Source organism: Campylobacter sp. MIT 97-5078 (genome assembly GCF_006864455.1).
Lineage (GTDB): Bacteria > Campylobacterota > Campylobacteria > Campylobacterales > Campylobacteraceae > Campylobacter_D.
Window position 1 is genome coordinate 1 of the sequence record NZ_QHLK01000008.1, and the last position, 14,390, is coordinate 14,390.

At 34.4% G+C, this 14,390-nt stretch carries 13 protein-coding genes and 1 pseudogene; 13 read left to right on the forward strand and 1 reads right to left on the reverse strand.

Features of this window, described 5'->3' with window-relative positions; all coding sequences use genetic code 11:
• The first annotated feature begins 224 nt into the window (after window positions 1-224).
• The 13 genes and pseudogenes from sstT (at window position 225) to aat (ending at window position 12,471) form a co-directional block, all read left to right on the forward strand.
• Window positions 225-1,446: pseudogene (gene sstT, locus DMB91_RS05245) on the forward strand (serine/threonine transporter SstT).
• A gap of 8 nt (window positions 1,447-1,454) precedes the next feature.
• Window positions 1,455-2,336, forward strand: coding sequence for an aspartate carbamoyltransferase catalytic subunit (locus tag DMB91_RS05250; protein ID WP_034906389.1), 882 nt, complete (start codon window positions 1,455-1,457; stop codon window positions 2,334-2,336).
• Between the two features lie 13 nt (window positions 2,337-2,349).
• On the forward strand, window positions 2,350-4,068 hold the full coding sequence (locus DMB91_RS05255) for a M3 family oligoendopeptidase (RefSeq protein ID WP_034906392.1): 1,719 nt from the start codon (window positions 2,350-2,352) through the stop codon (window positions 4,066-4,068).
• Window positions 4,065-4,511: a hypothetical protein gene (locus DMB91_RS05260; RefSeq protein WP_034906395.1), complete on the forward strand. Its 447-nt coding sequence runs from the start codon at window positions 4,065-4,067 to the stop codon at window positions 4,509-4,511. Before DMB91_RS05255 ends, DMB91_RS05260 begins: the two co-directional genes overlap by 4 nt.
• Complete coding sequence (locus DMB91_RS05265) at window positions 4,508-6,598, forward strand: ATP-dependent helicase (protein ID WP_034906398.1); 2,091 nt, start codon at window positions 4,508-4,510, stop codon at window positions 6,596-6,598. The genes DMB91_RS05260 and DMB91_RS05265 overlap by 4 nt, the downstream gene beginning before the upstream one ends.
• Window positions 6,595-7,407 (forward strand): tRNA pseudouridine(55) synthase TruB, encoded by an 813-nt coding sequence (truB, locus tag DMB91_RS05270; protein ID WP_034906401.1) that lies wholly within the window; start codon window positions 6,595-6,597, stop codon window positions 7,405-7,407. The genes DMB91_RS05265 and truB overlap by 4 nt, the downstream gene beginning before the upstream one ends.
• On the forward strand, window positions 7,401-7,634 hold the full coding sequence (csrA, locus tag DMB91_RS05275; protein WP_034906404.1) for a carbon storage regulator CsrA: 234 nt from the start codon (window positions 7,401-7,403) through the stop codon (window positions 7,632-7,634). The genes truB and csrA overlap by 7 nt, the downstream gene beginning before the upstream one ends.
• Window positions 7,631-8,389, forward strand: coding sequence for a 4-(cytidine 5'-diphospho)-2-C-methyl-D-erythritol kinase (locus DMB91_RS05280; RefSeq protein ID WP_034906407.1), 759 nt, complete (start codon window positions 7,631-7,633; stop codon window positions 8,387-8,389). The genes csrA and DMB91_RS05280 overlap by 4 nt, the downstream gene beginning before the upstream one ends.
• Window positions 8,389-8,838, forward strand: coding sequence for an SsrA-binding protein SmpB (smpB, locus tag DMB91_RS05285; RefSeq protein WP_034906410.1), 450 nt, complete (start codon window positions 8,389-8,391; stop codon window positions 8,836-8,838). Before DMB91_RS05280 ends, smpB begins: the two co-directional genes overlap by 1 nt.
• Before the next feature lie 2 nt (window positions 8,839-8,840).
• A complete protein-coding gene (locus tag DMB91_RS05290; protein ID WP_052043242.1) occupies window positions 8,841-9,458 on the forward strand; it encodes a TlpA disulfide reductase family protein in 618 nt (205 codons plus the stop codon).
• Window positions 9,445-9,735, forward strand: coding sequence for an ATP-dependent Clp protease adaptor ClpS (locus tag DMB91_RS05295; protein WP_034906412.1), 291 nt, complete (start codon window positions 9,445-9,447; stop codon window positions 9,733-9,735). The genes DMB91_RS05290 and DMB91_RS05295 overlap by 14 nt, the downstream gene beginning before the upstream one ends.
• Window positions 9,732-11,852: an AAA family ATPase gene (locus tag DMB91_RS05300; protein WP_143116856.1), complete on the forward strand. Its 2,121-nt coding sequence runs from the start codon at window positions 9,732-9,734 to the stop codon at window positions 11,850-11,852. Before DMB91_RS05295 ends, DMB91_RS05300 begins: the two co-directional genes overlap by 4 nt.
• Window positions 11,827-12,471 (forward strand): leucyl/phenylalanyl-tRNA--protein transferase, encoded by a 645-nt coding sequence (aat, locus tag DMB91_RS05305; RefSeq protein WP_034906324.1) that lies wholly within the window; start codon window positions 11,827-11,829, stop codon window positions 12,469-12,471. The genes DMB91_RS05300 and aat overlap by 26 nt, the downstream gene beginning before the upstream one ends.
• Window positions 12,472-12,632: 161 nt before the next feature.
• On the opposite strand, the gene DMB91_RS05310 is transcribed toward aat, so the two are convergent.
• Window positions 12,633-14,300: a hydrogenase small subunit gene (locus tag DMB91_RS05310; RefSeq protein WP_081946941.1), complete on the reverse strand. Its 1,668-nt coding sequence runs from the start codon at window positions 14,298-14,300 to the stop codon at window positions 12,633-12,635.
• Between the last annotated feature and the right edge of the window lie 90 nt (window positions 14,301-14,390).

Consider the following 14,390-nt stretch of genomic DNA (forward strand, 5'->3'; position numbering starts at 1 on the left):
TTTTTCTCCTTATTTGTAGTTTTTTAATATATTTTTAGTGACAAAGCAGTTGTTGGTTTTTAAATTGGTTTTTAAAAATGAAAGGGTATTATATCAAAAAAAAAAAAAAACGAAAGGAAGTTTTTTGAAAAAGTTTGGGAAAAGATAAATAAATTTGAAAAAGTTTTGAATTTAAGCTTGATTTTGCTAAAATTTTGCAATTTTAAAAGAAAGAAAGGCTTTGCATGCTTTCAAACCTAATTCACAACTATAAAAATGGCAATTTGATCTTACAAATTTTCATCGGCATCATTACTGGTGTGCTTCTTGGGGCTTTTGTGCCTAAATTTGTGCCTTATATAAGTATTTTGGGCGACTTATTTATAGGAGCTTTAAAGGCTATTGCACCTATTTTAGTTTTTATACTCATAGCAACTTCGCTTTGCACCAAAGACTTTTCTCAAAGCAATCACAAGATGAAAAATGTCATCTTTTTATATATCATCGGCACTTTTTTAGCCTCAGTAAGTGCTGTTATCATAAGCTTTGTATTCCCTGTTGAGCTTGTTTTAAGCGGAGTTGAAAAGGCGAGTAATTCTTCGCCTGAAAGCATAGATATGGTTTTTAAAGACTTGCTTTTTAAGATCGTTGACAATCCGATCAATGCCCTTGCAAATGGCAACTATATAGGCATTTTAACTTGGGCTATAGCCTTTGGTATGGCGATGAAACATTGCTCAGCTCATGCCAAAGAACTATTTGTTGATATCAATCATGGTGTTTTAAAGATAGTTAATTTCATCGTCAAACTTGCTCCTTTTGGTATCTTTGCCCTAGTGGCTCATTCTATCGCAAGCACTGGTTCAGCTGGCTTGAATAGTTACTTAAAACTGCTTGTAGTGCTTGTTTTGACTATGTTTTTTGTGGCTTTTATCATCAATGCTCTCATCGTTTTTATCGTTACGAAAAAAAATCCTTATCCGCTCATCTTTATCTGCCTTAAACGAAGTGCAGTTTTTGCCTTTTTCACGCGAAGTTCAGCTGCAAATATCCCTGTAAATATGGCGCTTTGTGAAAAGCTTGGCGTGGATAAAGACTTATATGGGGTTTCTATCCCAATAGGAGCTACAATAAATATGGCTGGAGCAGCTGTAACCATAGCTGTTTTAAGCCTTGCAGCAGCTCACACTTTAGGCATACATGTTAGCTTTTTTGAAGCTATACTTTTAAGTATAATCGCTACTTTTGCAGCGTGTGGGGCTAGTGGGGTGGCTGGAGGCTCTTTACTTCTTATACCTTTTGGCTTGCTCTTTGTTCAATATTGACTATGATATCGCTATGCAAGTTGTGGCTGTAGGCTTTGTCATAGGCGTGATACAAGATAGCGTCGAAACAGCCTTAAATAGTTCCACTGATGTTCTTTTTACAGCGATTTGTTCTCAAAATGAGCTAAATTTAAAGATATAGGAGAGGCTATGAGACACCTCATCACAACAAAGGATTTTAGTAAAGACGAGGTTTTAGAGCTTTTTAAGGAAGCGAGCGAGTATTTAGATGAAAAGCCTAGAAATACGCTTAAAGGTAAAAGTATCACGACCATCTTTTTTGAAAACTCAACTCGCACACTTTCTTCTTTTGAAACAGCCGCAAAAAGACTTGACGCTAAAGTTTTGCGTCTTGATGTCTCAAGATCAAGTTCGAGCAAGGGCGAAACCCTCTTTGATACAGCTGCAATTTTAGATACGATGAGTCCAAGTGCCATAGTGGTACGTCATCAGCATGCTGGCGTGCCTGCTTCTCTTGCTTCTTATATGCATTGTCCGGTGTTAAATGGAGGCGACGGCAAGCACGCTCATCCTACACAAGCCCTACTTGATCTTTTCACTATCATGAAAGCTTTTAAGAATGAAGTAGAAAATAAAACTATCATCATCGTTGGAGATATCAAAAACTCAAGAGTAGCTGCTTCAAATATAGAGCTTTTAAGTCGTTTTGGCTTAAAGATCATCCTAGTTGCTCCGCCTCATTTTATGCCAAATGTCAAACTTGAAAAAACTTATAAACTTAAAGAAGCGATAGATCAAGCTGATATTATCATGAGCCTTAGGACCCAAACCGAGAGACATCAAAAGCAAATGTATGGTTCTTTAAAAGACTATGCAAATGATTTTTGTATCACTAAAGAACTGATTAAAGATAAAAAAGTTATCATCTTACACCCAGGACCAGTGCATAGAAATATAGACATTAGCGATGAAGTATTAGCCGATCCTCGCTCTTTGGTTTTAAAGCAAGTCAAGCACGGCGTAGCCATTAGAATGGCAGCTTTAAGAAAACTTATCTTAGAAAATGAATAAAGGAAAAATGATAATGAAAGAAAATTGGAATTTAAAGCATTTATTTGAAAATGAAAATGAGCTTGAAAAAGCCATACAAGAGACACAAAAACAAAGCGAAGCTTTTAAGCAAAACTATAAAAATAAGCTTGAAATGTTTTCTTGTCAAGATTTTGAAAAAGTTATAAAAGAGTATGAAAAGCTTTTAATCAAAGTTGGTAAAATCATGACTTATGCGTATTTAAATTTTGCAAGCGATACAAGTAAGGGTAGCTTTTTAGCAAAATGTGAAAATGAATGCAAACAAAGTGAGGAAAATTTACTCTTTTTCGAACTTGAGTTTTGCGAGTTAAACGAAGTAAAAAGCAAAGAATTTGCAAACAATTTAAAAGAATATAGCTTTTATCTCAATAATCTTTTAAAAAACAAAAAACACAAACTCAGCCAAAAAGAAGAGCGAATCATCTTAAATCTTTCAAACACAGGAGCACAAGCTTTTTCAAGGCTATTTGATGAAAGCCTAGCAAGGCTTAAAATCCCTTTTGAAAACGAACTTTTAAGCGAAGAAGAAATATTGAGCAAAATGTCAAATGCTGATAGAAAGGTGCGTAAAAAGGCTGCAAAAGCTTTTAGCAAAGCACTTGAAAAAAATGCCCCGCTTTTAACTTATATCTACAATATGATAAAAACTGAAAGAGCAAGTATTTGCAAGCTAAGAGGCTTTAAAAATGCTGAAGAACCAAGACATTTAAGCAATCAAATTTCACAAAATAGCGTTGATGCACTTATCAACTGCACAGAAAAAAACTTTGATTTAGTCAGCAAATTTTATAAAAAGAAAAAGCAAATTTTAGGCTTTAAAACGCTTAAAGATTATGATCGATACGCTCCTATTGGTAAGGATGTTAGCATGGAGTTTAGCGAGGCAAAAAGCATAGTTTTAAAAGCCTTTAAAAATTTCAGCCCGGCTTTTTTTAACATAGCAAATGAAGCTTTTGAAAAAGAATGGATTGATATTTACCCAAAAGAAGGCAAAAGAGGTGGGGCATTTTCACATTCAGCCACGCCTGATACGCACCCTTATATCTTGCTTAACTATACCAAAAAAAGACGCGATCTTTTTACTCTTGCTCATGAGCTTGGACATACCATACATCAAAAACTTTCTTATAATGTGAGCTATCTTAATCAAGACACGCCCCTAACCACAGCTGAAACAGCTTCAGTTTTTGCTGAAATGCTTGTTTTTGATCTCTTAAAAAAAGAGCTAAAAAAAGATGAGCTTATAGGGCTTTATGCAGCAAAGATTGAAGATATTTTTGCTACACTTTACAGACAGATCAATTTTACCACCTTTGAACGCAAAATTCACGCTCATACTGAAGAACTTAGCACCAAAAAAATCAATGAAATTTGGATGCAAGAAAGTAAAAAAATGTTTCAAGATAGCGTAATTTTAGGCAAAAGATACGCTTCTTGGTGGTCTTATATCCCACATTTTATCCATAGTCCATTTTATTGCTATGCTTATGCTTATGCTCAGCTTCTTGTTTTGGCTTTATATGGGCTTTATAAGAGTAAAAAATGCGAAAATTTCACCGAGCTTTATATCAAAATGCTATCTTTAGGAGGCAGTAAGGATCCAAAAGAGCTTATTGGTATGTTTGGCTTTGATATAGAAGATAAGTATTTTTGGGATATAGGCATAAAAGAGATAAAAAAACTTGTTGATGAATTTATGGAGCTTGAATGAAAGTAGAAAATTTCCTTGCTAATGCTGATTTTGTAAAACTTATGCAAAAACATTGCTTTGAGGTTATCAAAAGCTTAATAACTCAAAAAAGCGAATTTGGTGTAGTTGCAAAGACAAAATTTATCGATTTTGATCCACCTTTGCCCGAGCATTTAGACCTTAAAAAAAATCCTTATGCTCTGTTTGCTTTGGCTGGTTATACCTTTGAAAGCATTGAACTTAATGAAGAGCAAATCACCTTTCATGCTGGTTTTGGACTTGATGATTTTGCTACCTTTGTAAGCATTGATCTAGGAGCGATCACACAAATTCAGATCGAAAATGATGTTGTTTTTGTGAATTTTTCTCATTATGAAAGAAAAAAAGATGATAAGGAGCTCACTCAAAACTCGATCAATATCTTTTTAAAAAATCCAAAAAACAAAGACAGCCTTAAGAAATGAAACTCTTTGAAGGACTAAATGAGAGCCAAAAAGAGGCTGCAAGCCACCTTGAAGGAGCTATGTTAATCCTAGCTGGAGCAGGCTCTGGAAAAACTAAAACCATCACCACCCGCCTAGCTTATTTAATCGATGAAATAGGCATTGACGCAAACCAAAGTCTAACTTTAACCTTTACAAACAAAGCCGCAAATGTGATGAAAAGCAGAGCCTTAGCACTCATTCAAAAACAAAAGCTTGCTAGTCCTCTACTTTGCACTTTTCATAAATTTGGACTTTTATTTTTAAGGCTTCATATAGAAAAACTTGGACGTAAGAATGATTTTATTATCATTGATAGTGAGGATAAAAAACGCATTATAAAAGAACTAATCAATGAGGATAAAAAGCTTTCAAGCTCAACTTTAAGCGCGTATATCTCAAAACTTAAAAACGAAGCTAAGAGTGTAAAGGATTTTTTTAAAGACTTAGAACTCCTTAAAAACCAAAATCCAAATCCAGACACTAATCCAAACCCAGACACTCTTGAAGAGCTTGCACGAGTATATAAGCTCTATGAGACTTTTTTACTGCAAAATAATCTTGTGGATTTTGATGATTTGTTGCTTTTAACAAGTAAGATTTTAAATGTTGATGAAAATTTTAAAAAAGAGCAAAGCAAGCACTATCAATACATAATGGTTGATGAATATCAAGATACAAATGCCTTACAATACACCATCTTACAAAGCCTTTGTGCAACGCATCAAAATATAGTCGTTGTAGGCGATGATGATCAAAGCATTTATGCTTGGCGTGGAGCAAGGATAGAAAATATCTTAAATTTTCAAAAGCAGTTTGATAAGGTTAAACTTATAAAATTAGAGCATAATTACCGCTCAAGCTCTCAAATTCTAAAAGCTGCAAACGCCTTGATAGCCAACAATGAAACAAGGTTAGGAAAAACGCTCATCAGCACTAAAAATGAGGGCGAAGAAGTGCAAATCATAGAAAATTTTGATGAAAAAGCTGAAGCTAGTTATATCGCTTCAAAGATCAAAAAACTTCTCTCTCAAGGTATAAAAGCAAGTGAAATTGCCATACTTTACAGGGTGAATGCCCTTTCTCGCTCGCTTGAAGAAGCTTTTATGCGTGAAAAAATCCCTTTTAAGATACTTAGCGGAATTCGTTTTTATGAAAGAGCGGAGATTAAGGATATGATCTCTTATCTTAGACTTATTCATAATCCGCACGATAACTTTTCATTTAAACGTATCATCAACCGTCCAAAACGAGGCTTTGGCAATAAGGCTTTAGAAAAACTTGAAAATTTAGGCAAAACCCAAAAAAAATCACTTTTTCAAGCCCTTTTAAGCGTGCTTGATACGAATTTTTTCAGTGCAAAGCTCAATGAAGAATTAAAAAATTTTGCAAACGAGCTTAAAAACTTGCGTGAATTAAGCCAAAATACAGATTTAAAGACTTTATTTGTAAGTTTTGAAAAAAGCTTTGGCTTAAAGGAGTATTATAAAAATCTCATTGATGGCGAGGATAGAGTGCAAAATATGGACGAGTTTTTTGCCAGCCTTAAAGAAAAAGCAAGAGAGTATGAAAGCTTAGAGGACTTGCTTAATGAAATTTCCTTACTTAGCGATCAAGATGATTTAGAAGGCGAAAGTGTTTTTTTGATGAGCATACACGCAAGCAAGGGGCTTGAGTTTGATTATGTTTTTATTATAGGGCTTGAGGAAGGCTTTTTTCCTTTACAAAATGATATAAACGAGCTTGAAGAAGAACGAAGACTTGCGTATGTAGCCATTACAAGAGCTAAAAAAGGCTTGTTTTTAAGCCATGCTCACTCGAGGTTTTTTAGAAGTTCAAGAGCACAAATTCGCAAAAGTAGATTCTTAGATGAAATCACAAATGAAAACAAAGATAAAAAAGAAGAGTCAAAAAATACCGAATTTAAGAAAGGTGATTTGATCAAACACAAAATTTTTGGTATAGGTAGGGTAGTGAGTGTGATTAACAAAGGCGAATTAAAACTTGGCATAAATTTTGGTGGCATAGAACGAACCTTACTTGCTTCTTTTGTAGAAAAAATTTCATGAACAAACTTTTTGTAGCGTATAAACCAGCAAATATTAGCTCAAACGCCTTTTTAAGCACTTTAAAGAAAAAATACAAAGTCAAAAAAGCAGGCTTTTCAGGCACACTTGATCCCTTCGCAAAAGGTGTTTTAATCATCGCTTTTAATCAATATACCAAACTCTTTCGCTTTTTAGACAAAACGCCTAAACATTACAAAGCAACGATTTGGCTAGGAGCAAGCTCAAAAAGTCTTGATAAACACAATATCACAGAATTAACCTTGCCTTTAGCCTTTAGCAAAGAACAAATCAAAAGCACGCTTATCAAAGGCGAACTTGAGTTTATCCCACCTCAATTTAGTGCTAAAAGAGTGCAAGGAAAAAGAGCCTATGAGCTAGCTAAAAGAGGCGAAAAAGCTGAACTTAAAACATGCAAAATGCACATTTATGAGTGTAAAATGCTACATTACATGCACCCTTTTTTAAGCATAGAGCTTAGCGTTAGTGAGGGTGCATATGTAAGGTCATATTGTGAAATTATCGCTTTAAAGCTTGGCGTAAAAGCCACTTTAAGTGCACTTGAAAGACTAAGTGAGGGAAAATTTGTATATAATGATGAAAAAAGCTTAAATGTGCTAGAATATTTAAATTTAAAACAAAACTCGCTTTTAGATTTAAATAAGCTTGAAAATGGCACAAAAATCAATCTTGATGAGCTTGAAATTCAAGATGAGGGTGAGTATTTTATCGAGGATAAGGATTTTTTTAGTGTGATTCGCATCAAGGATAAAAAAGTAACTTATCTTTTAAACAAGGTGGAAAAATGTTGATTTTATCAAGAAAAGAAAATGAAAGCGTGCAAATTGGCGAGGATGTAGAAATCAAAATCATTCAAATTGGCAAGGGATATGTTAAAATAGGTATAGAAGCACCAAGGTCTTTAATGATACTGAGAAAAGAGCTTATCACACAGATTAAGGATGAAAACCTACACTCTATCATCAGCTCTGATATCAAACTTGATAATCTAAGTCAAAAGCTAAAGCAAAACAAATGAAAGCGTATGCCAAGGCAAATCTTTTTTTAAAACTTATTGGACTTGATGAGAGAAACTATCATCTTTTACACTCTCGTTTTATCTTGCTTTATGATTTTTTTGATGAGCTCTTTTTAAGCACTGAAAAATCAAAGGCTGGCTTTGAGATTATAAGTGATTTTTACTGCGAAGATAATATCATTTTCAAAGCTTTTAACGCACTTTGCAAAGCTGGATTTAAAAACGAGCTTGAAGAATGCTTTGCCAAATATAGCCTCAAACTCATCAAAAATATCCCTCAAGGTGGGGGACTTGGCGGAGGAAGTAGCGATGCAGCTAGCTTTTTAATGCTAATGAATGAGACTTTAAATTTAAAAATTCCTCAAGAAAAACTTATGCAAATTGGCTTTTCTTTAGGTTCTGATGTGCCGTTTTTTTTAAGCCGATATAAGTGTGCTAATGTCAGTGGCACAGGGCAGTTCATTACAGAGTTTGAAGATGATTTACCAAAACTTGAATTTATTTTTCCAGATATAGAGTGCAAAACCCCTTTGATTTACAAAGAATTTGATCATAACCCACATGATTATAAAGCCAATGAAAAGCTTGCTTCAAAGCTTATCACACTTAAAAATCATGAACTTTTTGAGCATAAAAATACGCACTTAAATGATTTATTTACAATTTGTGTAAAATTATATCCTAAAATGCTTTCTTTTATGCAGGAAAACTTTTTTTTGAGTGGTAGTGGAAGTAGCGTATTTAAGGTGGTTTGATGAAGATTATTGCACGCAATAAAAAGGCTTTATTTGATTATGCCATACTTGAACGTTTTGAAGCTGGAATGGTGCTTAAAGGAAGTGAAGTTGTGGCTTTAAGGGCTGGCAGAGCGAATTTAAAAGATTCTTTTGTAAGAGTGATTAAGGGCGAACTTTTTTTGCTTAATGCTCACATTTCTCATCTTAGCACAACAAATTCACATTTTAAACACGAAGAAAGAAGAGCAAGAAAACTTTTAATGCATAGAAAACAAATCGACAAACTTTTTGGCAAAGTCTCACAAGATGGCTTAACCTTAGTCGTTTTAGAACTATATTTTAACGTCAAAAACAAAGTCAAAGCAAGCTTAGCCCTAGCCAAGGGCAAAACTTTACATGATAAAAGAGAAGTTTTAAAGAAAAAACAAGCTGATCTTGAAGCAAGAGCAGCTTTAAAGGGGATATAAAATTGAAAGCATTTTATGTAAAAGCCTTACTTTTAGGTATATTAAGCCTTTTTTTCATCGCCTGTAAAAATCAAGAACAAGTGCAAAATGACTTTTTGTTTGATGAGTATCAAAAAGGCGATGAACTTGTTTTACAAAACGTCAATGGAGGCAGTAAAACACTTATAAGAACTCAAAATGGCTTTGTTATCAAGGGTGAAGAAGGAAAAATCATCATGCTTGATTTTTTTGGCACTTTTTGTGCACCGTGTAAAGAAGAGGCAAGTTATTTAACTCAACTTTGGAAAAATAATGCTAAGGATTTTGTCCTCATTGGCTTAACGCATTTTGAAAGCGTGAGTGATGAAGCTGTGAGGCAGTTTGCTCATGATTTTGGAGCGTTTTATTTCTTAAGTAATTCAGATCAAAACGAAAGGATTATCGCTCAAGTCTTAAAAGATATAAATTATCAAAATATGGAACAGCTCCCTTTTAAAGTCGTGCTTCAAAACGGAGAGTATCAAGACTTAAGCGATTACTATAATAGCTCTAAAAGTGTGAAATTTTATCTTGGAAAGATTCCAACCGAGCTTATGCAAAAGGATTTAAATACGATCAAGGAAAAAAATGCCAAAAACTGAAAGTCTTGAAAAGCTAGAACTTAGCGAACCAAAGATGTTTAAGCTTTTACTTTTAAATGATGAAGTTACGACTATGGACTTTGTGATCGAGATTTTAATGGATATTTTTCATTTTGATTTAGATGCTGCAAGTCGCCTTATGTTTGAAATTCATTATCAAGGAAGTGGAGTATGTGGAGTATATACCGAAGAAATCGCCCTTTCAAAACAAAAACAAGTTGAACAAGCTGCTAAAATAGCTAATTTTCCACTTCAAACAAGGATAGAAGAAGAATGAAATACCAAGAAGATTTGAAAAAATACCTTGCTAATGCTAAGCACCTTAGTGCAATTAACCGCCATGAGTTTGTAACTTGCGAGCATTTGCTTTTTGCTCTTTTAAAACTAAGTCCGGATTTTAAAGAAATTTTTGAAGAATTTGCAGATGCAGATTTTGACGCCCTAGAAAATGAACTAAAAAATCATATCGCTCAAAAAAATCAAATCCTAAACAAAGACATAGAACCCATAAATTCAGTTGTTTTAGATGATATCTTACACAAGCTTGACACAGAGCCAAAAATTTTGGACTTCCTCGAAGAGCTTAGCAAAGACGAACGCACTTATTCTAAATTTTTGCTTGAAAAGCATGCTTTAAATTTAAACAAGATCGAAGAATTAAAAACTCAAAGCGAGCTTGAAAATCTTAAAAACTTTACCACAGATTTAACCGAACTTGCCACCAAAGGCAAACTAGATCCGCTCATTGGCAGAAATTTTGAACTCGAAAGAATGGTGCAAATCCTCTCGCGTCGCAAAAAAAACAACCCTATCTTAGTAGGCGAAGCAGGCGTCGGTAAAACAGCTATCGTTGATGGTTTAGCTTTAGCAATAACTCAAAAAAAAGTTCCACAAGACTTAGAAAATGCAAGGATTTTTAGCCTTGATATTAGTTCTTTGCTTTCTGGCACCAAATATAGAGGCGATTTTGAAAAGCGTCTTAAAGATATAGTAAGCGAACTTCAAAAAATAGATAATGCCATTTTATTTATCGATGAAATCCACACTATGGTTGGTGCTGGAGCAGCAAATGAAAGTCATACTGATATGTCAAATTTACTCAAGCCTGCTCTAAGCAATGGCACACTAAAATGTATCGGCGCGACAACTTTTATGGAGTATAAAAACTCTTTTGATAAAAACAAGGCTTTAAGCAGACGCTTTGCAAAGATTGATGTTGATGAACCAAGCAAAGAAGAATGCCTGCAAATCCTAAAAGGCTTAAGAAACACTTACGAAAAATACCACGGCGTGAAATTTGATGATGAGGTGCTACAAGCTTGCGTAGAGCTTAGTAAAAAGTTTTTTACAGATAAGTTTTTGCCTGATTGTGCGATTGATTTACTTGATGAGCTTGGGGCTTCTTTTAAGCTTGAAAAACGCAAAACAAGCAAAGCTAGCCTTAAAGAGCTTGAAAACACACTTGCCAAAATGACTCATTCACATAAGGTTTTTGAACTTGATAAGGCAAAAATGCTTAAAAATTTAAATGCTAATCTCAAAAAAGAAATTTTTGGACAAGATGAAGCTATAAACTCACTTTGTGCAACTTTAAAACAAAGCTATGCTGGCTTAAAAAATGCCAATTCTCCAAAAGGAGTGTTTTTATTTACCGGCTCAAGTGGGGTTGGAAAAACTGAGCTTTGCAAGACTTTGGCAAAAAACTTAGGTCTTCATTTAGAACGTTTTGATATGAGCGAATATGCCGAAAAACACGCTATTTCAAGGCTTATTGGAGCTCCTGCTGGCTATGTTGGTTATGAAGATGGTGGGCTTTTAAGTAATGCGGTGCGAAAAAATCCTTTTAGCGTGATCTTGTTTGATGAGATTGAAAAAGCTCATCCTGATCTAAGCAATACCTTTTTGCAGATCTTTGACAACGCAAGTTTAACTGATAGTAGTGGCTTAAGGGCTGATTTTCAAAATACTATCATCGTAATGACTTCAAATTTAGGCTTAAAAGAGAGCAATGAACTTGGCTTTTTAAGTAGGTCTGAAGAAAAAAGCTCAAAGGCTGTTAAAGACTTTTTTGCACCAGAGTTTTTAAACAGGATCGATAAAATCATTCATTTTAATGATTTAGATGATAGTGTGCTTGAAAAGATAGTGCAAAAAGAACTTGATGAGATCAGTGAAAATCTCAAAAATGTCAGCATAAAAGCAGATAAAAAACTTAAAATTTACCTAGCCAAAAAAGCCTATAAAAAAGAATTTGGCGTGCGTCTTTTAAAACGCGTTATCGCTGAAGAAATAGGTGAGAAACTCAGCGATGAGCTTTTATTTGGCAAGCTTAAAAATGGCGGTTTAGTTGAGCTAAGGCTTGGCAAAAATGGCACAATCGAGTTTGTATTCTAAGCTTTTAAACGCCCCTAGTGATGCACCGGTGTTTTTAACCCCTCATTTAGAAAGTGATTTTTTGCTTAAAGCCTATCGCTTTGGGCTTTTCCCTTGGACGAGCAATCCTACAACTTGGTGGTGTCCTGATCCTAGAATGACACTTTTTCCAGCTGATATTTACAAACAAAAAAGCCTCAAACGTTTTTTTAAACATTATGAATTTAAGCTCGATAAAGCACCTTTAACCCTGATCAAACTTTGTGCAAGCACAAGAAAATACACTTGGATTGATGAAAATTTTTTAAAAGCCTATGAAGTGCTTTTAAAACAAAGCTTTTTACACTCCCTAGAAGTCTATGAAAAAGACGAACTAGTGGGTGGAATTTATGGACTTATCATAGGTAAGGTGTTTTTTGGTGAAAGCATGGTAAGCCTTCAAAAAAACATCTCAAAACTAGCAATGATAAAGCTTTGTGAGCTTTTAGAACCTTATGAGTTTATCATTGATTGTCAAGTACATAATCCACATTTAGAGTTCATGGGTGCAAAAAACATTGCTAGAAAGGACTTTCTCGCTCTTTTAAAAGAAAAAGTAGATCAAGAAAGTGGCTTTAAAGACTTTAAAAATTTACTCTAGCTTAATTTGCTTTCAAATTTGATTTGAAAGTAATTTCATTTATATATAAGACAAAAATTAAGATAAAAGAAAACAAAATCTTACAAAACCTAAAAAGATACTAAAACAAGAAAGCTTCAAATACGCTCCTATTCAAAGTTCCAGCTTTTAATCAAGCTTTTTCAATTAAGCCTTGCAAGCTGACTTTGAAAAAAGGCGTGATCGTAGCTTTGAGGGAAGTTAAACGCTATAGCTTTATTTTGTTTTTGGCTTAAATGTTTTAATGCTTGATTAAGATTTTTAAACATAAGCTCACAGGCACTAAAGGCTAAAGCCTCTATCTCAAGCCCACCGCTAAGATAAATCAAAGGCATTCTAAAGCTCTTGCTTACATCAAGTTTAGCTTCAGTATCATTTAAACTTAGCTTGATATCTAAGGGGCTGATATGCTTGAATTTATAACTTGCTGCCAAATCTAAAAAAGTCTTCATATCTGGTAAAAACTCCCCGCGAGCTAAAACATGAGTGTATTCAAAAAACTTAAAGATATTTGAACTAGGACGTGGCGTATCATCATAATTTGCCTCTATAAAAGCATAATTTTGAGCAAATTCTTTCTTATATGTTTCAAGCAAAGAAGCTCCAAGTTTATTTTTAGCGATATTTGCAAGCACAAGTTTAACATTACTTTCAAACTCAAATTTCAAAAAATCACAAGGCTCATCATCAAGTCCCTTATACAAAAGCCTTGTCTCATTATCAAAACTTAAAATCACTCTCTTATCATCAAGCACGCTTTGAATTTGTGCTTTATCAAGACTTGCAAAGCCTTTTTTATCACTATTTGCAAAAGAAAAGTCTATATAAGAAGTAAGATTTTTCATTGGCTCTTCATAAAAACCAAATTCATCCCAAAAATTCGCCTCAGAACAAGCCATACAGCCATGTCCGCCTTGCACAGGCCACGAAGTTTTAGCATTAAATTTTACTTTTGGGCAGTTATTATAAGTATAAGGTCCCTTACAGCCTACCTTAAACAAACATGCCCCACTTTTTGCAAGCTCATCATCAAATTTTTGAGCAAAAACTCCAGCTTCAAATTTTGCTTTTCTTTCGCACATATCATGCAAACACTTGCCATACGCCCATTTTGGACGATTTCTTTCATCTAAGTTTGGTAGAGTTTGAAAAAGCATGTAAAAGCTCAAATTTGCAACGATATTAATATCGCTTGGCGGACAGCCTGGCACCTGCACGATCTTTTGACGCAAAACTTCAGCTATACCACATACTTTGCTTGGATTAGGAGTAGCTGCTTGAACGCCTCCATAACTTGAGCAAGTCCCCATAGCAAAGATAGCTTTTGCTTTATTGGCAAGCTTTTGAAGTATTTCATAACCACTCTCACCATTTGCTCCTATGGTTAAAAAATAAGTATCTATGGGAGCTACACCCCCTTCAACAGCCAAAATAAAGTTTTTTTTGCTCGCCAAAAGCTCATCTATGCTGTGTTCAGCTTGCCAACCAGCTGCAGCCATAAGTGTTTCGTGGTATTCTAAAGAGATAAAGTCAAATAAAAGTTCGACTAAATCAGGACTTGTCGTCCTAAAAAGGCTCTCAGAACAGCCGGTGCATTCAGCCAAATGCAACCACACCACATTTATGCGAGGAGCTAGCTCTAACACCCTTTGTGCTAAAGGCACAAAATCATTTGGCAAAGCAAGAGTTTTGATTAAAGCCTGCACGCTTTCTGGATTGATTGCTTTTTCTTCTTTTGTATCTGAGTTTTCAAGCTCTGCGATACGTTTTTCAAGCAAGACTTTCAACTCTTCATTACTCAAATCAGCCACTTTGAAGCTCCTTTTGTTTATATTGGGTGGATTATAGCGTTTTAGTATTTACAATGAGTTTAAAATTTCTCTTAAATTTTGTATTTTTTT

What these genes read in the sequence shown, in the direction of transcription:
- DMB91_RS05300 (WP_143116856.1), top strand. Translation starts at nt 9,732, where the DNA reads ATGAAATACCAAGAAGATTTGAAAAAATACCTTGCTAATGCTAAGCAC.
- DMB91_RS05260 (WP_034906395.1), top strand. Translation starts at nt 4,065, where the DNA reads ATGAAAGTAGAAAATTTCCTTGCTAATGCTGATTTTGTAAAACTTATG.
- DMB91_RS05295 (WP_034906412.1), top strand. Translation starts at nt 9,445, where the DNA reads ATGCCAAAAACTGAAAGTCTTGAAAAGCTAGAACTTAGCGAACCAAAG.
- truB (WP_034906401.1), top strand. Translation starts at nt 6,595, where the DNA reads ATGAACAAACTTTTTGTAGCGTATAAACCAGCAAATATTAGCTCAAAC.
- DMB91_RS05255 (WP_034906392.1), top strand. Translation starts at nt 2,350, where the DNA reads ATGAAAGAAAATTGGAATTTAAAGCATTTATTTGAAAATGAAAATGAG.
- csrA (WP_034906404.1), top strand. Translation starts at nt 7,401, where the DNA reads ATGTTGATTTTATCAAGAAAAGAAAATGAAAGCGTGCAAATTGGCGAG.
- DMB91_RS05280 (WP_034906407.1), top strand. Translation starts at nt 7,631, where the DNA reads ATGAAAGCGTATGCCAAGGCAAATCTTTTTTTAAAACTTATTGGACTT.
- smpB (WP_034906410.1), top strand. Translation starts at nt 8,389, where the DNA reads ATGAAGATTATTGCACGCAATAAAAAGGCTTTATTTGATTATGCCATA.
- DMB91_RS05250 (WP_034906389.1), top strand. Translation starts at nt 1,455, where the DNA reads ATGAGACACCTCATCACAACAAAGGATTTTAGTAAAGACGAGGTTTTA.
- DMB91_RS05265 (WP_034906398.1), top strand. Translation starts at nt 4,508, where the DNA reads ATGAAACTCTTTGAAGGACTAAATGAGAGCCAAAAAGAGGCTGCAAGC.
- aat (WP_034906324.1), top strand. Translation starts at nt 11,827, where the DNA reads ATGGCACAATCGAGTTTGTATTCTAAGCTTTTAAACGCCCCTAGTGAT.